General features: G+C 61.0%; 18 protein-coding genes. 7 read left to right on the top strand and 11 right to left on the bottom strand.

Annotated elements, in window-relative coordinates; translation table 11 throughout:
• Window positions 1-189 precede the first annotated feature (189 nt).
• From gnd to NTD80_RS29520, 3 genes are read left to right on the top strand one after another with little or no spacing between them, the layout of a single operon-like run.
• Window positions 190-1,173, top strand: coding sequence for a phosphogluconate dehydrogenase (NAD(+)-dependent, decarboxylating) (gene gnd / locus NTD80_RS29530; RefSeq protein ID WP_065906492.1), 984 nt, complete (start codon window positions 190-192; stop codon window positions 1,171-1,173).
• Complete coding sequence (gene zwf, locus NTD80_RS29525) at window positions 1,170-2,693, top strand: glucose-6-phosphate dehydrogenase (RefSeq protein WP_065906496.1); 1,524 nt, start codon at window positions 1,170-1,172, stop codon at window positions 2,691-2,693. Before gnd ends, zwf begins: the two co-directional genes overlap by 4 nt.
• On the top strand, window positions 2,690-3,514 hold the full coding sequence (locus tag NTD80_RS29520) for a Cof-type HAD-IIB family hydrolase (RefSeq protein ID WP_065906497.1): 825 nt from the start codon (window positions 2,690-2,692) through the stop codon (window positions 3,512-3,514). Before zwf ends, NTD80_RS29520 begins: the two co-directional genes overlap by 4 nt.
• A gap of 62 nt (window positions 3,515-3,576) precedes the next feature.
• On the opposite strand, the gene NTD80_RS29515 is transcribed toward NTD80_RS29520, so the two are convergent.
• The gene (locus tag NTD80_RS29515; protein ID WP_065906499.1) at window positions 3,577-3,837 is read right to left on the bottom strand and encodes a hypothetical protein; all 261 of its coding nucleotides are present in this window, start codon (window positions 3,835-3,837) and stop codon (window positions 3,577-3,579) included.
• Window positions 3,838-4,181: 344 nt separating this feature from the next.
• Between NTD80_RS29515 and NTD80_RS29510 the strand changes: the two genes are divergently transcribed.
• A complete protein-coding gene (locus NTD80_RS29510) occupies window positions 4,182-5,507 on the top strand; it encodes a sigma-54 dependent transcriptional regulator (RefSeq protein WP_065906501.1) in 1,326 nt (441 codons plus the stop codon).
• An 89-nt stretch (window positions 5,508-5,596) separates the two neighbouring features.
• Here NTD80_RS29510 and NTD80_RS29505 read toward each other — a convergent pair whose 3' ends face one another.
• The 7 genes from NTD80_RS29505 to NTD80_RS29475 form a co-directional block, all read right to left on the bottom strand.
• Window positions 5,597-6,901, bottom strand: coding sequence for a hypothetical protein (locus NTD80_RS29505; RefSeq protein ID WP_262135777.1), 1,305 nt, complete (start codon window positions 6,899-6,901; stop codon window positions 5,597-5,599).
• Between the two features lie 49 nt (window positions 6,902-6,950).
• Window positions 6,951-7,700: a hypothetical protein gene (locus NTD80_RS29500; RefSeq protein WP_106804160.1), complete on the bottom strand. Its 750-nt coding sequence runs from the start codon at window positions 7,698-7,700 to the stop codon at window positions 6,951-6,953.
• Window positions 7,701-7,737: 37 nt separating this feature from the next.
• A complete protein-coding gene (locus tag NTD80_RS29495) occupies window positions 7,738-8,415 on the bottom strand; it encodes a C39 family peptidase (RefSeq protein ID WP_106804159.1) in 678 nt (225 codons plus the stop codon).
• A 62-nt stretch (window positions 8,416-8,477) separates the two neighbouring features.
• Window positions 8,478-9,185, bottom strand: coding sequence for a heme utilization protein (locus NTD80_RS29490; protein WP_262135776.1), 708 nt, complete (start codon window positions 9,183-9,185; stop codon window positions 8,478-8,480).
• Between the two features lie 67 nt (window positions 9,186-9,252).
• Window positions 9,253-9,816 carry an adhesin gene (locus tag NTD80_RS29485; RefSeq protein ID WP_065906510.1) on the bottom strand — a complete coding sequence of 188 codons (564 nt, stop codon included), beginning with the start codon at window positions 9,814-9,816 and terminating at the stop codon, window positions 9,253-9,255.
• Complete coding sequence (locus NTD80_RS29480; RefSeq protein WP_065906514.1) at window positions 9,813-10,265, bottom strand: hypothetical protein; 453 nt, start codon at window positions 10,263-10,265, stop codon at window positions 9,813-9,815. Before NTD80_RS29480 ends, NTD80_RS29485 begins: the two co-directional genes overlap by 4 nt.
• Window positions 10,266-10,594: 329 nt before the next feature.
• The gene (locus NTD80_RS29475; protein ID WP_262135775.1) at window positions 10,595-11,593 is read right to left on the bottom strand and encodes a FecR family protein; all 999 of its coding nucleotides are present in this window, start codon (window positions 11,591-11,593) and stop codon (window positions 10,595-10,597) included.
• Between the two features lie 152 nt (window positions 11,594-11,745).
• Here NTD80_RS29475 and NTD80_RS29470 point away from each other — a divergent pair, with 152 nt between their 5' ends.
• On the top strand, window positions 11,746-12,015 hold the full coding sequence (locus tag NTD80_RS29470; protein WP_016979404.1) for a PepSY domain-containing protein: 270 nt from the start codon (window positions 11,746-11,748) through the stop codon (window positions 12,013-12,015).
• Between the two features lie 20 nt (window positions 12,016-12,035).
• Here the strand turns inward: NTD80_RS29470 and NTD80_RS29465 are convergent, their stop codons facing one another.
• The gene (locus tag NTD80_RS29465) at window positions 12,036-17,165 is read right to left on the bottom strand and encodes a dermonecrotic toxin domain-containing protein (protein ID WP_262135774.1); all 5,130 of its coding nucleotides are present in this window, start codon (window positions 17,163-17,165) and stop codon (window positions 12,036-12,038) included.
• Window positions 17,166-17,344: 179 nt separating this feature from the next.
• Here NTD80_RS29465 and NTD80_RS29460 point away from each other — a divergent pair, with 179 nt between their 5' ends.
• Window positions 17,345-18,382 (top strand): Ldh family oxidoreductase, encoded by a 1,038-nt coding sequence (locus NTD80_RS29460; RefSeq protein ID WP_262135773.1) that lies wholly within the window; start codon window positions 17,345-17,347, stop codon window positions 18,380-18,382.
• Between the two features lie 31 nt (window positions 18,383-18,413).
• Here the strand turns inward: NTD80_RS29460 and NTD80_RS29455 are convergent, their stop codons facing one another.
• Window positions 18,414-18,734 carry a YqjD family protein gene (locus NTD80_RS29455; RefSeq protein WP_016979401.1) on the bottom strand — a complete coding sequence of 107 codons (321 nt, stop codon included), beginning with the start codon at window positions 18,732-18,734 and terminating at the stop codon, window positions 18,414-18,416.
• A gap of 164 nt (window positions 18,735-18,898) precedes the next feature.
• Here NTD80_RS29455 and NTD80_RS29450 point away from each other — a divergent pair, with 164 nt between their 5' ends.
• Entirely contained in the window at window positions 18,899-19,153 is a 255-nt protein-coding gene (locus NTD80_RS29450) for a hypothetical protein (protein WP_003190904.1), read from the top strand.
• On the opposite strand, the gene NTD80_RS29445 is transcribed toward NTD80_RS29450, so the two are convergent.
• Window positions 19,125-20,030 (bottom strand): LysR substrate-binding domain-containing protein, encoded by a 906-nt coding sequence (locus NTD80_RS29445; RefSeq protein ID WP_410017442.1) that lies wholly within the window; start codon window positions 20,028-20,030, stop codon window positions 19,125-19,127. The genes NTD80_RS29450 and NTD80_RS29445 overlap by 29 nt on opposite strands.
• Window positions 20,031-20,123 lie beyond the last annotated feature (93 nt).

Below are 20,123 nucleotides of genomic sequence, written 5' to 3'. Positions count from 1 at the left end.
TGAATTCTTTTTGCGGGCAATGGAACTTTTTTATTTTTGGCGGTCGTGTGACTTTTTGTGTCGTGATGCTGAAGTGATGGCAACTTTTTGTCATGAAACTACACGGATCCGCTCTGGACTAACCCTCATTAGCCTCATTGCGCTATAAACTATGTCACACATTTATTTAGCAGTTAGGAGCATCAGCACATGCAACTGGGGATTATCGGACTAGGCCGCATGGGCGGGAATATTGCACGGCGCCTGATGCTCAATGGGCATACCACCGTTGTTTACGACCGTAACGAAGCATTTGTCAAAGGGTTGAGCGAGGAGGGCGCCACCGGCGTTGCCGACTTGAAAGCCTTGGTCGCCGGGCTGCAGAAGCCGCGCGCGATCTGGGTGATGTTGCCGGCAGGCGACCCTACCGAAAACACCATCAATGAATTGAGCGAGCTGCTGGAAGACGGTGACGTGATCATCGACGGCGGCAACACCAACTACAAGGATGACGTGCGTCGTGCCAAGGCCTTGTCGGAAAAGGGCCTGCACTATGTCGACGTCGGCACCTCCGGCGGCGTCTGGGGCCTGGAACGTGGCTATTGCATGATGATTGGCGGCGACGCCGAGACCGTGCAGCGCCTCGACCCGATCTTCGCCAGCCTGGCGCCGGGCCTGGGCAACATCCCGCGGACAAAGGACCGTTCCGCCAGCGCCGACAGCCGCGCCGAGCACGGCTACATCCATGCCGGCCCTGCGGGTTCCGGGCATTTCGTCAAGATGATCCACAACGGCATCGAGTACGGGATGATGCAGGCGTTCGCCGAAGGTTTTGACATTCTCAAGACCAAGAACTCGGAAAACCTGCCGGAAGACCAGCGTTTCGACCTCAACGTCGCCGATATCGCCGAGGTCTGGCGCCGTGGCAGCGTGGTGTCGTCGTGGCTGCTGGACCTGACCGCCGATGCCCTGGCAACCGACCCGAAACTCGACGGCTACTCCGGCTCCGTGGCCGACAGTGGTGAAGGTCGCTGGACCATCGAAGCGGCCATGGAACAAGCGGTGCCGGTGCCGGTACTGTCCACCTCGCTGTTCGCCCGCTTTCGCTCGCGCCAGCAGAGCACATACGGTGACAAGATGCTGTCTGCCATGCGCTTCGGCTTTGGTGGTCACGTGGAGACTTCCAAAAAATGACCGCCAACGGCAAAAAAACCAAGGCCGAACCCGCTCCACCCACCACTTTGTTTCTGTTTGGCGCCCATGGCGACCTGGTCAAGCGCCTGCTGATGCCGGCGCTGTACAACCTCAGTCGCGACGGGTTGCTGGGCGACGGCTTGCGCATCGTCGGCGTTGATCACAACGCCATCAGCGATGCCGACTTCGCCAAGAAGCTCGAGGATTTCATTCGCACCGAGGCCGCCAGCAAGGTCAAGGGCAATGGCGATAATGCCCTCGACCCGCAACTGTGGGCGCAACTGGCCAAGGGCATCAGCTACGTCGAGGGGGATTTTCTCGACGACAGCACCTACGCCGACATCGGCAAGAAAATTGCCGACAGTGGCACCGGCAATGCGGTGTTCTACCTGGCCACCGCACCGCGCTTCTTCAGTGATGTGGTGCAGCGCCTGGGCAGTGCCGGCCTGTTGACCGAAACCGAAGACAGCTTTCGCCGCGTCGTGATCGAAAAGCCCTTCGGCTCCGACCTCGCCACCGCCGAAGCGCTGAACGCCAGCCTGCTCAAGGTGATGAGCGAGAAGCAGATCTATCGCATCGACCATTACCTGGGCAAGGAGACGGTGCAGAACATCTTGATCAGCCGTTTCTCCAACGTGCTGTTCGAAGCGTTCTGGAACAACCATTACATCGACCACGTGCAGATCACCGCTGCCGAAACCGTCGGCGTCGAGACCCGGGGCAATTTCTTCGAAAAAACCGGGACCCTGCGCGACATGGTGCCCAATCACTTGTTCCAGTTGCTGGCGATGGTCGCCATGGAACCGCCGGCGGCGTTTGGCGCCGATGCGGTGCGCGGTGAGAAGGCCAAGGTGATCGGCGCGGTACGTCCCTGGTCGCTCGAGGAAGCCCGGGCCAACTCGGTGCGCGGCCAGTACACCGCCGGCGAAATCGGCGGCAAGTCGCTGCCCGGCTACCGCGAAGAGGCCAACGTTGCCCCTGACAGCAGCACCGAGACTTTCGTCGCCCTCAAGGTGATGATCGACAACTGGCGCTGGGTCGGCGTGCCGTTCTACCTGCGTACCGGCAAGCGCATGAGCGTGCGCGATACTGAAATCGTGATCTGCTTCAAGCCGGCGCCGTATGCGCAGTTCCGTGACACCGAGGTCGATGAGCTCAAGCCCACTTACCTGAAGATCCAGATCCAGCCCAATGAAGGCATGTGGTTCGACCTGTTGGCGAAAAAGCCTGGGCCGGCCCTGGACATGGCCAACATCCAGCTGGGTTTTGCCTACAAGGACTTCTTCGAGATGCAACCGTCGACAGGCTACGAAACCCTGATCTATGACTGCATGACTGGTGACCAGACCTTGTTCCAGCGTGCCGACAACATCGAGAACGGCTGGCGTGCGGTGCAGCCTTTCCTCGATGCGTGGAAGGAAGATGACGGGATCCAGACCTACAAGGCAGGCGAAGACGGCCCGGCAGCCGCCGATGCGTTGCTGGCCCGTGATGGCCACGCCTGGCACAGCCTCGGATGAGTGATGCCGCGATTCATCCCATCCGTTTTATCCTCAGTGACGTCGACGGCACTTTGCTGCACCCCGACCACAGCCTGAGCCAGCGCACCGCCGATGCGGTGCGCGCGTTGCGGGACGCCGGCGTTCATTTCAGCCTGGCCAGCGGGCGACCGCCCAAGGCCATGCTGCAATTGATCGAGACCTTTGGCATCGATGTGCCGGTGGCGGGCTTCAATGGCGGTACGCTGATCAACCCGGATGGCAGCATCCTGGTGGCCCACCATCTGCCGGCGGAGGCGGCGCTGGTGACCCTGGCGCTGTTTTCGAGCGAGCCGGACGTGGAAGTCTGGGTGTTCGCCGACGGCGACTGGCTGCGCCGTGACTCGCCAGGGCCGATGGAGCAGCGCGAAGCTGACGGCCTGGGCTATGGGCCCGTGGTGGTGGAGAGTTTTGAGCCGTATCTGGACCGGGTCGACAAGATTGTCGCTGCCAGTCACAACACGCAGTTGCTGGTTGAACTGGAAGCGCAGTTGCAGCCCAAGGTGCAAGGGCTGGCCCATGTGTCACGGTCGCAGCCGGTGTACCTCGACGTGACGGCCATGCTGGCCAACAAGGGCGAGGCGCTCAAGACCCTGGCCGCGCACCTGGGTGTGCCCCTGGAGCAGACGGCGGCCATCGGCGATGGCGGCAATGATCCGGCCATGTTTCAAGTGGCCGGGTTGTCGATTGCCATGGGCCAGGCAGAAGAAGCCGTCAAGCGCCAAGCCAGTGTGGTGACTGGCAGCAATATTGACGACGGTGCGGCCGAAGCCATTGAACGGTTTATTCTGGCCGCGCAATAAGGGCTGAACTTGCGCTCATGAAGGGTGTGTTACACCGTTAATGAGCGCAAGTTACTCTCGACTTACTTCGGCATCGCCCAGGATTGCAACTGGTGGCCGTCTTTATCGAGTTCGGCGCGGGCCTGTAACAACAGGTTTTCCAATTGCGCCGGGTCGGTATATGCACTCGACGACAATTGTTTGCTGCCAATACGGGTGTTGGTGCGGTCGATGACGCTCAGGCTGAGGGCGCCGTTGCCATCGTGCCAGGCCACGCACTGAAAGGGCTGGAAAGCACGGTCTGCGATCAAAAGAGCTTCGTTGATGCGGAGCGGGGCGTTCATGTGGGTCTTCTCTCTCATTGCCCATTCAAGTGAATGCCGTTGGTTGGGCGAGCCAAACGGCGGGTTACTTGTACTGATGCACGATGACGGGGTACGGGTCACATGCTAGAGCAAGATTTTTTAACTTTCCCTGATTAACGTCATGTAAGCGGCTGTTTTGAAAGCTGAATGAAAGTTTCCACGGCGCGCAACTTTTTGCCGGCAGATACCGGTAAGTGGCTTTTTGCCCAGACTTATAGCAAAACGGTCCAAGCGCCGCGTCAAGACCTTGCTAGTGTTAGCCCCAAGCGTCACAAACCGTTGTTTTAAAATAACTTTAACAATTTTGACGCCAAGGAATAGTCATGATTGTTACACCCGTGCAGCGCCGTTTGCTTGTGGTCGACCCGTGTGACGATTGTCACGGGCTACTGCCCGGCTTGCGTACGGCCGGGTGGGAGGTCGACAGCTGTGCCTTGGAGTCCGTCGGCGATCGGTCCTGTGACGTCGGGCTGTTACGTTTGCAGCCCTATCACCTGGAGCGCCCCGAGGCGGTCAAGGAGCTGATCGGCCGCAGCGGCACCGAGTGGATTGCGGTGCTCAGCCAGGACGTATTGCGCCTGCAGAATGTCGGAGACTTTGTCTGCGAATGGTTTTTTGACTTCCATACCTTGCCCTTCGATGTCGCACGCGTACAGGTGACCCTGGGCCGCGCCTTCGGCATGGCGCGCCTGCGTGGCAAAGGCCACACCCAGGTGGATGAGCCGGAGCACGAATTGCTGGGCGACAGCCGACCCATCCGCGAGTTGCGCAAATTGCTCTCCAAGCTGGCGCCGACCGAATCTCCCGTGCTGATCCGTGGGGACAGCGGCACCGGCAAGGAGCTGGTGGCCAAGACCCTGCACCGTCAATCGCAGCGTCACGCCAAGCCGTTTGTCGCGATCAATTGCGGGGCGATCCCGGAACACCTGATCCAATCGGAATTGTTCGGCCATGAGAAGGGCGCGTTCACCGGCGCCCACCAACGCAAGGTCGGGCGTATCGAGGCGGCCAACGGTGGCACCTTGTTCCTCGATGAAATCGGCGACCTGCCGATGGAGCTGCAAGCCAATTTGCTGCGTTTCCTGCAGGAAAAACAGATCGAGCGAGTCGGTGGCAGCCAGCCGATTGCGGTGGATGTGCGGGTGCTGGCCGCCACGCACGTCGATCTTGAGGCCGCGGTCGAGAAGGGCACCTTCCGCGAAGATTTGTATTACCGGCTGAATGTGTTGCAAGTGGTCACTGCGCCGCTGCGTGAACGGCATGGCGACGTGGCGATGCTGGCCAATCATTTTTCACGCTTCTACAGCCAGGAAACCGGACGTCGCCCGCGCAGCTTCAGTGAAGACGCGCTGGTAGCGATGGGGCAGCACCCTTGGCCGGGCAATGTCCGCGAGCTGGCCAACCGCGTGCGTCGTGGCCTGGTGCTGGCGGAAGGGCGGCAGATCGAGGCCGTTGATCTGGGATTGCAGGGTGAACAGGCAATTTCGTTGCCGATGGCTACACTGGAAGACTATAAGCACCGCGCCGAGCGTCAGGCGCTGTGCGATGTGCTCAACCGGCACAGCGACAACCTGAGTGTCGCGGCCCGCGTGCTGGGGGTTTCCCGGCCCACGTTCTACCGGTTGCTGCACAAACACCAGATCCGCTAGGGCGGGTAAACCGAAAAGCCCCGCAACGACCCTTATCGTTGCGGGGCTTTTCCTTGTGGGTTTTCCATCCCTTGCCGGCGATGGTGTGCTTAGAAGTAGTACGGGAATTTCAGGCTGAAGGTAAAGTCCGGCGCATCGTCCGTCATGCCGATCGACAGGTTCGGCACGATCGTCAGGTTGTCCGAGGCGGCAATCGTCATGCCCACGTTGAAGTAGCCGGCGTTGGCGTCGCTGGAGACCACCGATTGCCAGTCCTGGCCGCTCTGCTTGACCTTGCTCTTGCGTTGCACCAGGTCGGAGACGGAGAACGACATACTCATCTTTTCGTTGAGGGCGAAGGCGACACCCACGCCGAGTTGGAAGCTGTCACCCAGGCTGATCTTGCCGGGGATTTTCTGGTTGACGTTCGGGCTGATATCGCTGAACGAGTCCTCGAAGTTGTGGGTATAGGACAACGAACCGAACAGCACGGCCGGGTCGAAGGTCTTGACCAGGGAGATGCCCGGCGTCACCGACCACACACCGTTGCCCGTCGGCAGGCTTTCCGGCACGGCGAGGTTGTCGTTGCCCGGTTGTTCGATCAGCTTGATGCCATACGGATCTTGCCCGGTAGGCGCCTTGACGCGCACCGACACCACCGCATCCGGCAGGCTGGCGCTTTCGTCGAGGAATTTGTAGGCAATGCCGAAGTTGACGTCGCCAATGGTCGGGTCGCGGGTCACCGTTCCTTCCGAGGTGGCATTCGAGTTGCCGCCGGCGCCGCCGGACTGGTAGGTCGACTCGCGGTACACCACCGGCACGTTCAGGTCGAATTGCCAGCGATTGTCCAGGTTGTAGCGCCCGGTGAGGTCCAGGGTCCAACTGTCGGACTTGATCCGGTCGAGGTTGATGTTGCCGAGGAAAATCGAATCCAGCGCCAGGAAGCCGTTGAGGGACAGCTGACGGGCGTCGTAGCGGGCATAGGTGATGCCGGTCTCGAAGCTGAACTTGCCGTTGCCGAAGAAACCACTGGCCTCGTTGTACAGGTTGCTCACGCTCTGGGCGGGGGCCGAGTCGTCCTTGAGGCTTTGCCCATAGGAACTGCCGCCGCCGGCACCGCCCGATGCCGCCGCGGCACCGACGCCGGGCGCACCGGCCACGGTGGTACTTTTACTGAAGTCGGCGGGCGACTTGGCCAAGCGCTTGGGCGCAGGCGTCGCGGGCTGGTCTTCTACCTGTCGCACCCTTTGTTCCAATACCGCCAATGCCTTTTGTTGCACTTCGTAGCGTTGCTTGAGCTCCAGCAGTTCCTGTTTCAGCGATTCAATATCGGCGTCCGGCGCTGCATACAGCATCGTTGCAGGCAGGAGCGTACTCAAACAAACCACGGCACGTAACGATAAAGATCGATGCATGAAGTAAGCCGTCCCTTTCTAATGCGTAAGTGTCGTGGCTCAGCGTAGTTCAATAACCGGCAGGGCGTAGGCCTTTGAGTTGATCCAGATTGAGGTTTTGCGTGATGTTGTTCAGGCCGTTGTTGCCCAGCACCACGTTGAGCTGGGTCAGGTTGTTCACGAAGTTGCTGTTGCCTTGGATGATCGTGCCTTGCAGCACGTTGCCGCCGCCAATTTGCTGCACGACATTGCCTTGGTTGTTATTGGCCTGGAGGGCCATTTGCAACCCGCCATTCTTGGCGGTGACCGTGACCTGGCCCGCTGCGGTGCCGCCGGTAATCGGCTGGCCGGCCATCAAGGCCTGGCCGGACTGGACGAAGTTGGCGGGCGCCAAGCCGTTCTTGCTGACGTTGATATCGACGCCGTTGGTGGCCGTGTTGCCGTCACCGGCGGCACGTACGCTCTGCACAACGCCCTGGCCGGTGCCCAGGCCGGCGCCACCGACGACCGTGCCGGTGCCGTTGGGCTGCTGGATCACGCCGTTGCCATCGTTGCCGGTGATCTGCACGTAGAACTGTGGGGTGATGGTGGAGGCGTTGACTTGCATGTTGGCGGTGCCGGTGACGGTGGCACCGGCGGCGTTGGTCCAGGTACTGCTCATGACGATGCCAAAGCTCACGATTCGCCCGGGCATCACGTAGCGGCCGCGCAGGTCGGCCATTTCTGAATCCTTGAGCTCGATCGGCTTGAACGCCGACGAAGCATAAACAGGTGCTGAGGCTGCCAGGCACATGACCGTCAGCCAACCGAGAGTGTTCATCGTCTGCTCCTGGAGCGTCCTGCTCCTTATTGCGCTTCTAGAAGAAGTCGCTCTGGATAAAACCGAAGTCCATCAGTTCGCTGTCGCGTACCGGGCTGAATTCGTTCAGCTGGTTCTTGGCGGTCAGTGGCGTGGGCGGGTCGAGCAGGGCATTGGCCTTGTCGTAGCCTTCGCCCAGCACGGCGAATACGATGCCGTTCCAGCCCTTGACGAAATCGTCCGTGGCGTAGCGCTTGTGGCCCAGTACGGGATCGCCGATGTACACCCAGTCCTTATCGGCGCGCTGCATGACCACGAAATGCTTGTAGCCGCGAATATCCAGCAGCACGACCACAGGCACTTTCACGGTGAGCAGCACTTGCGGAGTGATCCGGTAGCCCTTGGCACGCATATTGATGCTTTCCAGGTAGCGCTTCATGTCGAGCATGGAAAAGCCCTGGGTACGCACCAGGTCCTGGTCGGCGTTGACCAGCATGCCCTTGATCACGTGCTCTTCATCCACGTCCATCCAATACGCTTGGCGCAGGATGGTAGCCAGTGCGGCGGCGCCACAACTGAAATCGGTTTTCTGTTCCACCAGGTTGGCGAACTTGCGCTCGCGGATGCTCTCGACCTTTTTGTAGATCAACCCACCACCGGGCATGACCACGGCCATTTGCCCCGCCCAGGTCGGGCCGGTGAGTGCTAGCAGCAGGAAGAGGGCAACGAGGCGCATGATCGTATGACCTGTTGGACACTGGAATAAAAAAGGGCCTTGTTGCCAAGGCCCTCTCAGGATCAGAAGCGAGTGATTGCTACGTTGTTCTGACCTTGGTTGTTGCTACCCGACAGAACGTTGGAGTTCGACACCCCAGAGCTGTAGTTCAGCGAGTTGTTCACGCTGGCGTTGTTGACCACTGGTTTGGCGCTCCAGCCATGGCCACTGCTCAGGTTGAGGGTCAGGTTGCCCGACACATCCTGAACGCCGACTGCGGATGCAGCACCGCCGTCGCCATTACCCGAGGCGATTGCAACGCTGTTGCTGGCCTGGTTGGAAGTGCCCGATGCGGCGTTCAGCTGGAGGACGCCCGAAGAGTTGTTGCCGCTGTCGTTGAGCGACGCGTTGTTTTTGGTGCCGCTGTTGAGCACGAAGTTGCCGGTGTTCGATTGTGCGGTGCCGGTGCTGGCGAACACGAAGTCGGCATCGCCGTTAACGATGGCCACGTCGTTTTTGCCTTGGTTGTTGTCACCGCTCAGCACGTTGCCGTTCGCTACGCCACTGATGTGGTTGTAGGAGTCATTGGCCGAAGCGTTGTTTTTGGTTTTGTCGTTGATCACCACGTTGGAGTGGTTGCTTTGACCATCTGTAGTCGTCGCGGCAGCCGTGGTAGGGGCTGGTTGTGGACCGCCGCCACCACCATGGTGAGGTTGACCCGCTTGAGCAGCAACAGCCATGAGCGCAGCGAGAGCGAAAGCCAGTGGTTTGAGAGCCATTGTAGTTTTCATGGTGTATCTCCTTGCTTCTAATTAGTTGGTTAAGTGTTGGTACGGTCTAGCTATCGACCCAGCTCCATCAGTTGAGTCGTAAGTTCAGGGTGTTAGCCACTCGGTTCCCCACCCCGGCGCTCTGGTTGACCTGTACCACTCCACGGCTGCCGGTGAAGGCCTGGTCGCTGGTAACGACCTGGCGGCTGCCAGTGGTAGGGGTCAATCCTGAGTCTGTTGCAAGCGCAACGTTCTGTTGCGACATGACACTGTCGTCGATGCTTTGCGGACCTGCGTTGATGCTGATCCGCACGGCATTGATCATCTGGTTCTGGGCCCCGGCCGACTGATTGATGCTCAGTACACCGTTGCCGTTGCTGAAAGAGGTGCCCTTGATCGCCGCGTTGGCGTTGAGGGAGCGATCGGCGGGAACGCCGCTGATGCTTTGCGTGACGTTGATGTTCGCCTGGGCGTTGTGGCCTGTGGCGATGGCGACGTTGTTGCTCAATTGCTGCTGGTCACCGGCGGCCTGGTTAAGCATGACCACGCCGTTGTATTGCTTGCCCGAGTTATCCAGGGTGGCGTTGTTGTTGCTGTCGGCCATTGCCGCGCTGCAACCCAGCACCGCGAGAAGCATCCATGAACGGTTCATTTCATCGCTCCTCCGACCATGCCGCTGATACCGTTCAGCGGTTCTAGGCCACGTGAGACCGCGCTGTTGATCGTGCCCGAGATACCGCCACCACTGTGGCCGGGCGCACTGGCTGCACCCAGGCCGATACCGCCGCCGATGTTGTTCAAGCCGGTGATATCGCCGTTGGGCATGATGCTGCGGGTGATACTGGCGCCGGTGGTGATGCCCGCAAAGTCGTTGTCGCTGAGGACGACGCTGGTCACCGTGGCGATCTGTGCGGACGGATTGGCATTGGCGGTGGTGGGGTAGGGGTCGACGCCGCGAGTGCGGCCGATTGCGTAAGGATTCACATGGCGATCAATCACAATCACACCGTTACCGTCGGCCAGCGCTGGGAGGCTGACGCTGGTTGCCAGCACGCAGCTGACCAGGAGGAGGCTCAATGAACCTTGAGTGTGAGTGACCACGGCACTATTCCTTATTCTTCGCGCTGACCCTAAACAGCGCTGTAAGGGATAGAGCAGAAGGCGTGCCGCTTTTTATTTACCTTTGTTATTCAAGGGATTGGGATTAATTAGCGGCAAAGTGATGTCACGGTTGTTTCATCCATGAAACAGGCCCTTGCACACGCGCACTGACCGCACCCATGCGCAAACGCTTCACCTCGCTGTATCAGCGGTGTAACACCTTGCCGGGTAAACGCAGGACACCGCCCAGCACGGGCGGTCCAGGGCGTCCAGGTGTAAAAAAAATGGACACCGCACGCGCAGCGAGGCCCTCACCGGCGCGGGCTGGCTCAGCCTTTCGGGGCTTTACGCGGGATGGAATTGAGTACGGGGTTGCCGTCCTGGTTCTGGGTCAGGTAGACCGGCAAAACCTTGGGCAGGGAGGGGATGAGGTTGTTGACCTCATTGATGTTGTAGATGCCGCCGATGCGGATCGCGCCGGTGTTGGCGTCGGCCAGCATCACCGGTTTGGTCAGGTAGCGATTGATCAGCGGCAACGCGTCGGCCAGGGCCAGGTTGTCGAGGATCAGCTTGCCCTGGCGCCAGGCCAGTGCGGTGTCATTCGGGCTGATCGGGCGTATGCGCGGCGTGGCATCGCCGAGTTGATAGCTGGCCTGCATGCCGGGCGTGAGGGGCACGCTGCCGTGCACCTGGTCGCTGGCAATCTGCACCGAGCCTTCGAGCAGCATCACTCGCACCTGATCTTCATACGTCCAGACATTGAACTGGGTGCCGGTAACCCGCACCTGGCCTTGGCCGGCGCGCACGATAAACGGATGAGTGCTGTCATGGCTGACCTTGAAGAACGCCTCGCCCTTTTTCAGCGTGACCCGGCGCTGGTCCTTGTAGTTGCTGTAGACCAGCTCGGTGCCAAGGTTGAGTTCCACCTGGCTGCCATCGCCGAGGGTGACCTGCCGCAGGCCCTGCTGGGTGGCCTCGAAGCGTTCGTAGGAGCTGGGCAGCCAGCCCGCTTCCCAGCCGGTAAAGGCTGCGAGGGGCACGGCGGCCAGGCAGATCGCCGCCGCCACCGCGTAGGTGCGCAGGCGGCTGCGCGGTTTGAGCGGCACCACCACCGACGTGGGTTCATGGCGGGGCAGGTGGTCGGCGACGTCCCAGATCTCCAGCATCGCCGCGTATTCAAAGGCGTGCAACGGGTGGGAATCATGCCACTGGGTAAAAGCCTGACGTTCGGCCGGCGTGCAATCATTCGCGTGCAGGCGCATGCACCAATGCGCGGCGGCGTCGGTGATGGCGTCATATTCGGCTTCTGAAAGGGACTTTTCGCTCATTAACTCATCCTGATTTCGCACATTCTAACCTCCCGAGGCGGACGGCGAGAACAGCCATCATGGCGATTGCACATCAATTGGAACTTATTCTCGTTTGAAAACATCAGAAAACCGAGGACACGAGTCCGTCATTCCCACAATGGAGTACGAACATGCTGAAGAAAACCTTAGTCGCCCTGTGTGCAACCACCGCTTTGCTCAGCGCGGGCGCCGCCCTGGCCGATAAGCCGGGCGCAGGCTGGATCACCATCGAGAAGGCTATCGAGGTGGCCAAGACCAAGGCCGGCTACGTCGAGGTCTACGCGGCGGAAGCCGATGACAACGGCTATTGGGAAGTCAAAGGGCGCAAGTCCGACGGCACCGTGTATGAAGCCCGCATCGACGGGGCTTCCGGCAATATCCTGCGCGACCAGAAAGACTGATACACCCGCCGGGAGCCTGTTCAGGCTCCCGTCTCCAGACTGCGCCCAATATCACTGATGATGCAGGTCACCGAGTCGGCATTGGCCAGGATCGTGTCGATCCGTTTGTCGGCGTCGCTCATGAAAATATCCCGGGCCTGCGTAAGGCTGCGCGCACCGGTAGCGTCCAGAACCTTATCCTTGAGCATCTTGGTGCCATTGTAGCTGCCGAAATCCTCCCATTCCTCGCTGACCTCGTCCCACACCTTGAACAGGATGCTGGCCGGCGTAGAGATCGACAGCGCGGTCTGGCGCAGGTCGTCGAGTTCGGTCTTCATCTGCCACGCACCGCTGGCCTTGACGTTGATCAGGTCCGGGAACGGTCGCATGCTGTCCAGGTAAGCCAGGTCTTCGGTCAGGGACTTGAGGTGGGAGATCTCGTGGATCAACACGGTTGCCCGCGCGTGGGCAGAAATGTCGAAGGGCGTTTTCAGGCGGTTCTGATAGACGTCCATATCCGGATCGAAAAAACGGTCCAGCAAGTAAATTTTCTGTTCCTGGTCTTCGGGCACGACGAAGGCATAGGTGAATTGCGTATCGTAGCGATGAGTGCCGCTGACGAAGCGCTTCGAGTTGGCGCCGATCAGCGTGGGATTGGTCAACTCATCAAGCACCTCATCGACGCGCCGCTCGACCCTTTGCACCTGGGCGGGCGTCATCGTGACCACGCCGAACAACTCACCAAAGAACTGCCCGAGCCGGCTGTTGGGATCGCGCAGCGGCATAAAGTGCCTGAGGTTGCGCTTGCAGTTGACCGCGTAGTACGTCGCGACATTGAGCGCCTCGTCAATGCACTGCGCCTTCCAACTGGATGTCGCCTCGATTTCCTGCATGCCCACCGCTTCGATATTGATCGCGTCGCGTTCGGCCGCCAGCGTGTAGAGCTTGTCGGTAAAGCGACTCAGGACTTTGCCGTAGCGCGGGTGGTGCCGGTTGAAATCCAGCGTCCAGGTGCCCTGGGCATCGCATTGCACATACGGGCCGTGCAGGTCGCCTGTGCTCAGGCGCCAGTGCTTGCCGGCTTGTTTCACCCGGTACACCTTGCCTGCCAATGGCACGAAATGATGCGCACCGCTCGTATCCCGGTAGGGAAGGGTCAGTGCACGCAACTCCAGTTCGCTCAGGGCAAAATCGTGGGTTTCAAACGCTTGCAGTTGCGTGCGCAAGGGCCCGGTGATGTCCAGGTTCGCCACCGTCGGTTGTTCCGATGAGGGCTTGACCTGGCTCTGCATAGCCGGGGCCTGGGGCAGCAGCCTATCCACCTCCCTGCCCAGTGCAGCCAGTTGCGCCACGCCACAGACAAAGGCTCTTAGCGCGTGTTGCCAGCGGTGTTGCTGCAGGTCCTCGGCGGAGATTTGGAACTGTTGGTAGCTGCGCCATACCACCAGCGGGTAGGCCAGCTTTCCGGCCATGAACTGCAAGGTCTTGGGAATGCCCTCGCTGAACAGGCTGGTGATAGCGTCCCATTGCGCCTTGCACGCGTGGGAAAACTGCGTGTCGAGCATCTGCTGCAGCATCTCGAGGTTGTCTTGATACAGCCGGCTCAGCAGGTTGCCGTCGATGGGCGAGGCACCGAGACGGATTTCCGAGAGCTCGCGGGCCCAGCGCTCGCCGAGCAAATTGCGGTAGGTGGCCTGATGGGGCTCCTGCATTTGGCCAACGACCCATTCCTGCAGGGCGCCGGGGCTGGTGATCGCGTCGATCAAGGCAGCTTCATGCGCGTATTCCTTCAGCAGGTGACTGGGGCTGTAAGGCGCGTACAGGATCAGGGGCCCGACAGCCCCGGTTTTCGCCCCGATCAGGTAGCAACCCAAGACTTTGACCGACGCTGCGCCCGGGGTGGCGATCAGCTCAAGCGGGCGAATGGTTGCATTGACGCCCGCCACCGCGTCGCGCGCCACGGCATCCGGCATATCAAGGATTTGCTGGATGTAGCGCCAGGCTGATGCGGACAATCGCTCCTCGAGGGTTTGTTCATGGGCGTATTGCAGCAACTGCCACGGCAACTGCCGACAGAACAGGTGGCGCCGTTGGCGGCTGTCCTCGGTATCACTTGCGAGGAGGGTGGTAAGTCTCTCCTGGTAAAGCTTTTTCAACCCCACTTGCCGAACCAGTTGCACCACGGCGCTGCCGTCCAGTTCTTTTGGCAATGGCGTGGCGGTCCGCGAACGTGGGCGGATATCGTCACCGTTCAGCTGGGGCAAGTGCCGCAGCGCGAAGTCCGCGAGGGTCTGGATATTGCCCGCAAGGTCGATACGACCGGGGATCAATATGTGTTCCGGGTTGATCGCCTGCCCCGCAAAGCGCTTGCCGAGCAGGTCCGAGAGGAGGGCCATGACCTCATTGCGCATGGGCGTGATGCCATGCAGGTAGTCACGTTCGTCCGGTGCGCTGACGCGATACTGTTCCAACAACTCGGCCTGCAGGATCTGCTCACGGGGTGGTGCCATGCCCAGCCAAACCGGCAATGCCTGCTGGTAAGTAATGGCCTTCGCGATCGCGATGGCGCGCGGCAGGTTGGTCGGCGGTGGCCGTCGGATCAGGTTATCCATGCAGTCCTGAAAGCGCTCTGCGCTCAATCGCATCGAGAACAGATGATCAATCTCGTCACGCATGAAGTCGCTGTAGGTCTGTTGCCGGTTGTGCAGCAGGTGATCGTCGATACGTCGCAGCGGACCGAGCTGGCAGACCCGATGGGGCATGTACTGCGAGACCGGCAGGTTTTCCATCAAGGGCAGACGTTTGAGGGGATCGCGCAAACGTCGCACCAGTGCGTCGCACAACACCTTGATCGACCCAAATGACTCATAGCCACCGCGCGGCGTCCACAGCAGCGCCAGGCCCGAGTTGAACGGATCAATGCCGCCGCGCTCGGTCAAGACAAAACAATTGGCCAGGGCATGCGGCGTGTTGTCCGTGCCGAATCTCAACGTCAAGCCAAACGCATCCGGTATGAACCCGTTGAGGCCATGGCGGGTCAGCCGACTCATGCCGTCGGCGTTGAGCACGCTGTCCAGTAGCGCGACGCTGTCGGCGGACAGACTCTTGTGCAGCCAACGCAGTTGCGCCTCGCCCGTCAACCCCTGCAACAACGCCTGGCTGAGGTGGGCCTGGTGTTGCTCCAGAAGCAGGTTGGGCAGCGTGCGCAGGTCGTTTTCTGCAAACGTGCGCAAAGCCTCGTCGATAATCGCATTGAAGGTAACCACGCCCAGGTTGTGCAACTGATGGGCGGCACCGGCGCTGTACGGTCCGTAGAACCAGGTTAGCGACGATTCACTCAGCGCAGTGGCTTGCCGGGCCAGGCGGGCGATCAAGTGCTGGACCATGCTGGACGACGTCCGAGGCAAGCGCTCTTCGCGCTCCAGCGCAGGCGTAGGATAGGTATTGATAAAGACGGCGTCGGGCTGCAGCTCCAGGTGCCTGCTGGCCAATTTGTCTGCCAGCACGTGGGCTGCCAGGCTGCGCAAGGTGGGATGGCGCCTGCGCTCCTCGGCCATGGCGGCGTCGACGGCCTGCAGGCGCTGCAGGTGGCGCTTGGCTTTTTCCGCCAGCACCGTGGTCGGACCGCCCTCGCTGCGGGTGACCGGGTGCACGCTCCAGCGCCCTTCGGTTTCCTCGGCCAGCAACCGACTGTCGAGCATGGCGCGCACATCCAGGGCACTGTCGAGCAAGGCCGCCAGGTCGACGTCGCCGCCACTGCGCCGATATAGCCCCAGCGCATATTCGAGGTTGTCGAGCTGCTTGCTGACAATGTCCTCGAGTGTCTCTTGAAACACATCGCCGACCACGGGCTTGCCGGTCACCTCTACTTGATCCATGCCGATAAACACGCTGCGCTCCTCCACGGAGAGGAAGTTGAGCAGCTCATCCTCGTGCCCGGCGGCCTTGAGCATGGCCAATAGCGCGTCGTTGAGGTCTTGCAGGTTCGCGAGCACCTGCAAGCCGCGTGACTGGGTGTAGAGATACGCGTGGGTGTTGCTGATCATCAGTGTGCTGGCGAGGTCGACGTAGTGTTGAAAAGGCGCATGCACGCGCACTTTCTCGATATTCAGCTGCGGATCGAAAGCGCTGCGTGCGGCCTGGTCCGGCAGGAACAGCGCGCGCAGTTTCTGGCTTTCCTCGGTGGACACGATCCATGCCTGGTGCTTGAGCAGCAGGTCGGCGCGAAACTTGTCACTGATCACCCGGGCGAAAAACTGCAGGCGTGACTGCGTGCCGTCGAAGTCTTCATGCCAGTAGGTCTGCAGCAGGCTGCTCAATAACGTTGAGAGGATCGCGCTGGTCTGTTCGACCACGTTGTCCCAGCGCTGTTGGTCCTCGGCCAGTTGCTTCGGAGTGAAGGCGCTGGTGTCATGCGCGAGATTGCAATACGTGTGCGTCTGGCCTGCCGGCCAGGCCTGCTGCACATAAAAACGCAACAGCGTGTCGCGCAATGGCTCAGAGGCGACCCAGTGCCCGCCCATGACGGTGAAGGAATTCACGCGGGTGTCGGCCTGTTTCAGACCACGGAAATGAGGGTGGGCCATGATCCCGAGCAAGGTGTCGAGCATCGCGCGCAGGCTGGGAAGTTGGCGCAATTGGCTGAGCATTGCCGCGACATTTTGTTGTTGGCTGGCGCGGATCGCATCCTCTTGATCCTGCATCACCGCCCCCTGGATGACGGTCGTGGTCACCGCCAGGTGCGCACCGGCTGGCAGCGCGTCACGGGTGTCGATGGTCACAAATTGCAGCAACTCGCTGCGCTGGCTGGGGTCTGCCAGGCGCTCTTCGAGCGCGCTGATCAGGGTGGTGCGGTGGTCGAACAGCTCGAGTCCACCGTAAGGCGTATAGAGCACGGCCTTGCCGTCGTCGGGCGTCGGGCTCATCAGGAACGCGCCCGCCAGCGCGATGGCGGGTTGGCCGCTGAGGTTGACCAGCAACCTGTCGACCTGCATGGAAGCGCCATGCACCGTGGCGTCCTGGCGTGCGGTGTGAGTGGCGTAGTACAGCGTGTGCAGCCACTCGAGGTCCCTGATCGTGAACCCCAGCGCGCGCTCTCGTAGCGTAGGCTCCTTGCGGCGGGTCGGGCGAAGGAATTCATCGAAAAAGTACGGTGGGGTCACGCGCGCCATGGTGCATTCTCCGTTGTTGCAGCGGGTAGGAGGCCCAAAGTAAGGGCTGGCACGGTGGGCAGGGCGGTAGATAACTGGCACGCTTTGCAAGCGCCCGTTGACAGCAGGCACGGGAGGCGTTGTTTAATCGGCGGTCTGGATTCTTGTTGTCTCTTCCAATTATAAAATCGGAGCTACAGATGTCTGCCCAGTCCCCGATAGTTGACAACGCAACAGCGCTCATCGGTTTTGACGACCTGGTGGGGTTGCTGCATACCGTGTTCGTGAAGCACGGCACGTCACCACAAGTCGCCGCGATCCTGGCGCACAACTGCGCCAGCGCCGAGCGTGACGGCGCCCATAGCCACGGGATCTTTCGCATCCCCGGCTACCTCAGCACCCTGGCCAGTGGCTGGGTCGACGGCAAGGCCACGCCGGTGGTCACCGACGTCGCCTCCGGCTTCGTGCGCGTGGATGCCGGCAACGGCTTCGCGCAGCCTGCACTTGAAGCGGCGCGTGCGCTGCTGGTGGACAAGGCCCGCAGTGCCGGCATCGCGCTGCTGGCGATCCACAACTCCCATCACTTTGCCGCGCTGTGGCCGGATGTCGAACCCTTCGCCGAAGAAGGGCTGGTGGCCTTGAGCGTGGTCAACAGCATGACCTGCGTGGTGCCCCACGGCGCCGACCGGCCACTGTTCGGCACCAACCCCATCGCCTTCGCCGCCCCGCGTGCCGATGGCCTGCCGATTGTCTTCGACCTGGCCACCAGCGCGATCGCCCACGGCGACGTGCAGATTGCCGCGCGCAAGGGCGAGCGCTTGTCGCCGGGCATGGGCGTCGACAGCCTCGGCCAGCCCACCACTGACCCCAAGGCGGTGCTGGAAGGCGGTGCGTTGCTGCCGTTTGGCGGGCACAAGGGTTCGGCGCTGTCGATGATGGTCGAACTGCTGGCGGCCGCCTTGACCGGCGGTAACTTTTCCTTCGAGTTCAACTGGGCCGACCATCCGGGCGCACGTACACCCTGGACCGGGCAGTTGCTGATTGTGATCGACCCAAGCAAAACTGCCGGGCAAAGCTTCGCCGAGCGCAGCCAGGAACTGGTGCGACAGATGCATGCGGCGGGGTTGCGGCGTTTGCCTGGAGATCGACGTCATCGCACTCGGGCGAAGTCGCAGGCGGCAGGGATCGAGATTGAAGCGAAGGATTTGCGGCAGCTACAAGAACTGGCGCAGGGGTAGGAGGGGCTGCGCGCGGCGCAGCCCCGGCGCCTCAGTTGCGGCGACCCAGCAACAGGCCAACCACCAGGCCGAAGCCTGCAGAGATGGCCACGGTCTGCCACGGGTGGCCACCGATGTAGGTTTCGGTGGCATCCACTACCGGCTTGCTGCGTTCGCGCACGTTGGACACCGAATCCAACGCCTGCTTGAGCTTGATGGCGACCTGTTCGCGCAGGGTTTCGCCTTCCTCACCTACCAGCGAAGCGCTGCTTTTGAGCAGTTTGTCCGATTCTTCGATCAGCGCCGTCAGTTCACTGAACGCTTGATCCTTGATTTGATCTTCAACAGCTTGGGCGGCGGTTTTGCGGGCCATGGGTGTGACTCCTTGCAGGTGAATGTGACAGTGAACAATGGAGTGCCGGGCGGCGGCAAAAGTTGCAGTTTTTTTGCCTGGACGTGCTTGCCGGGAAAATCCGAATCCGGAAAATTCGACCTACAGTGTAAGATGTCGCCTATTTGTGCAGCAGGTAATTCAACATGAGCTTCAATCTCGCCAACAAGACCCTCGCCGAACGCGCCGAGCTGGAAGATGAAAAGTCGCGCCTCTACGACCTGTGGCAAACCAACCTGGGCAAGGCCAAGGGCGAAGCGGCGCGGTTGTTCGGTGAGCGCGCCAAGCGCAAGGGCAAGTGGGCTGAATGGGTGCGCGCGGAACTCGACGGCATGTCGCCACCGGAGTTCTCCAACATGGTGCGCAGTGAAGTCAACAAGCTGATGGCTGCGGCGAAGTAAAGCCTTCGACAATCGCTTCGCGCACTTTAAGCAGCATCGGGTCCAGCTGGGCCTGGGTGCGCCAGCCCAGCTCCACCGGGTAACGCGGCAACGCCAGCGGGCAGGGCAGCATGCGCAAACCCGTCAGCCCGGCGATGGCTTGCGCGGCGTGCCCGGGGATGGTCGCCACCGCCTGGCTGCCCTTGAGCAGATACGGCAGCGCGGCAAAATGGCTGGTCGACGCACACACATGCCGGTTCAGCCCCTGCGCGGCGAGGGCTTCGTCGGTGATGCCGATAAACCCGCCAGATGACACCAGCACATGCTCACGGCGGATGAATTCCTCCAGGCTGATACTCGCCTGGTCCGAATCCACCAGGCAGCGGTAATCACCTTCCCCCAGCACCTGCCGACTCAAGCGGCCGTGGGCGAACCCTCCGGCGGTAATCGCCAGGTCCAGGGTCCGGTCGAGCAGGGCGCCGGCGACGATCTGGCTGTGCGTCTGCCGGAAGATCACCCGCAGCTTCGGCAACCGCAGTGCAATCGCGTCCATCAGACGACGACCGTAGGCAATCTCGAAGTCATCGGACAGCCCCAGCACCACCGAGCGTCCGTGGTAATGCGGATTGTCCGGATGGACCATCGCCAGGCTCTGCCGGCAACGCTCCAGCGCCTCACTGATCACCGGCTTCAACTGATTGGCGCGTAACGTGGGCGCCAGGCCGCGTCCGGTGCGCACGAAGAGTTGATCGTCATACACCTCGCGCAAACGCCGCAGGCCTGCGCTGATGGCCGATTGCGTGACGCCCAGGCGCAAGGCCGCGCGACTGGCGCTGGACTCGTCGTGCAGGGCTTCGAAGGTTTTCAGCAGGTTCAGGTCGACCTGGGTGATATTTATTTGGCTCATATCATTCAGCACTGAGGTGGGCTTTATTCATGATCGAGCCTGGCGCAAGAATGGGCAACCCCCCCCTTGTTCGGAGTGATAGTG

The sequence above is a fragment of the Pseudomonas sp. 13B_2.1_Bac1 genome, assembly GCF_025466155.1.
Lineage (GTDB): Bacteria > Pseudomonadota > Gammaproteobacteria > Pseudomonadales > Pseudomonadaceae > Aquipseudomonas > Aquipseudomonas aylmerensis.
This window is presented reverse-complemented; position numbering and strand designations above follow the sequence as displayed.

What these genes read in the sequence shown, in the direction of transcription:
- gnd (WP_065906492.1), top strand. Translation starts at nt 190, where the DNA reads ATGCAACTGGGGATTATCGGACTAGGCCGCATGGGCGGGAATATTGCA.
- zwf (WP_065906496.1), top strand. Translation starts at nt 1,170, where the DNA reads ATGACCGCCAACGGCAAAAAAACCAAGGCCGAACCCGCTCCACCCACC.
- NTD80_RS29520 (WP_065906497.1), top strand. Translation starts at nt 2,690, where the DNA reads ATGAGTGATGCCGCGATTCATCCCATCCGTTTTATCCTCAGTGACGTC.
- NTD80_RS29515 (WP_065906499.1), bottom strand. Translation starts at nt 3,837, where the DNA reads ATGAACGCCCCGCTCCGCATCAACGAAGCTCTTTTGATCGCAGACCGT.
- NTD80_RS29510 (WP_065906501.1), top strand. Translation starts at nt 4,182, where the DNA reads ATGATTGTTACACCCGTGCAGCGCCGTTTGCTTGTGGTCGACCCGTGT.
- NTD80_RS29505 (WP_262135777.1), bottom strand. Translation starts at nt 6,901, where the DNA reads ATGCATCGATCTTTATCGTTACGTGCCGTGGTTTGTTTGAGTACGCTC.
- NTD80_RS29500 (WP_106804160.1), bottom strand. Translation starts at nt 7,700, where the DNA reads ATGAACACTCTCGGTTGGCTGACGGTCATGTGCCTGGCAGCCTCAGCA.
- NTD80_RS29495 (WP_106804159.1), bottom strand. Translation starts at nt 8,415, where the DNA reads ATGCGCCTCGTTGCCCTCTTCCTGCTGCTAGCACTCACCGGCCCGACC.
- NTD80_RS29490 (WP_262135776.1), bottom strand. Translation starts at nt 9,185, where the DNA reads ATGAAAACTACAATGGCTCTCAAACCACTGGCTTTCGCTCTCGCTGCG.
- NTD80_RS29485 (WP_065906510.1), bottom strand. Translation starts at nt 9,816, where the DNA reads ATGAACCGTTCATGGATGCTTCTCGCGGTGCTGGGTTGCAGCGCGGCA.
- NTD80_RS29475 (WP_262135775.1), bottom strand. Translation starts at nt 11,593, where the DNA reads ATGAGCGAAAAGTCCCTTTCAGAAGCCGAATATGACGCCATCACCGAC.
- NTD80_RS29470 (WP_016979404.1), top strand. Translation starts at nt 11,746, where the DNA reads ATGCTGAAGAAAACCTTAGTCGCCCTGTGTGCAACCACCGCTTTGCTC.
- NTD80_RS29465 (WP_262135774.1), bottom strand. Translation starts at nt 17,165, where the DNA reads ATGGCGCGCGTGACCCCACCGTACTTTTTCGATGAATTCCTTCGCCCG.
- NTD80_RS29460 (WP_262135773.1), top strand. Translation starts at nt 17,345, where the DNA reads ATGTCTGCCCAGTCCCCGATAGTTGACAACGCAACAGCGCTCATCGGT.
- NTD80_RS29455 (WP_016979401.1), bottom strand. Translation starts at nt 18,734, where the DNA reads ATGGCCCGCAAAACCGCCGCCCAAGCTGTTGAAGATCAAATCAAGGAT.
- NTD80_RS29450 (WP_003190904.1), top strand. Translation starts at nt 18,899, where the DNA reads ATGAGCTTCAATCTCGCCAACAAGACCCTCGCCGAACGCGCCGAGCTG.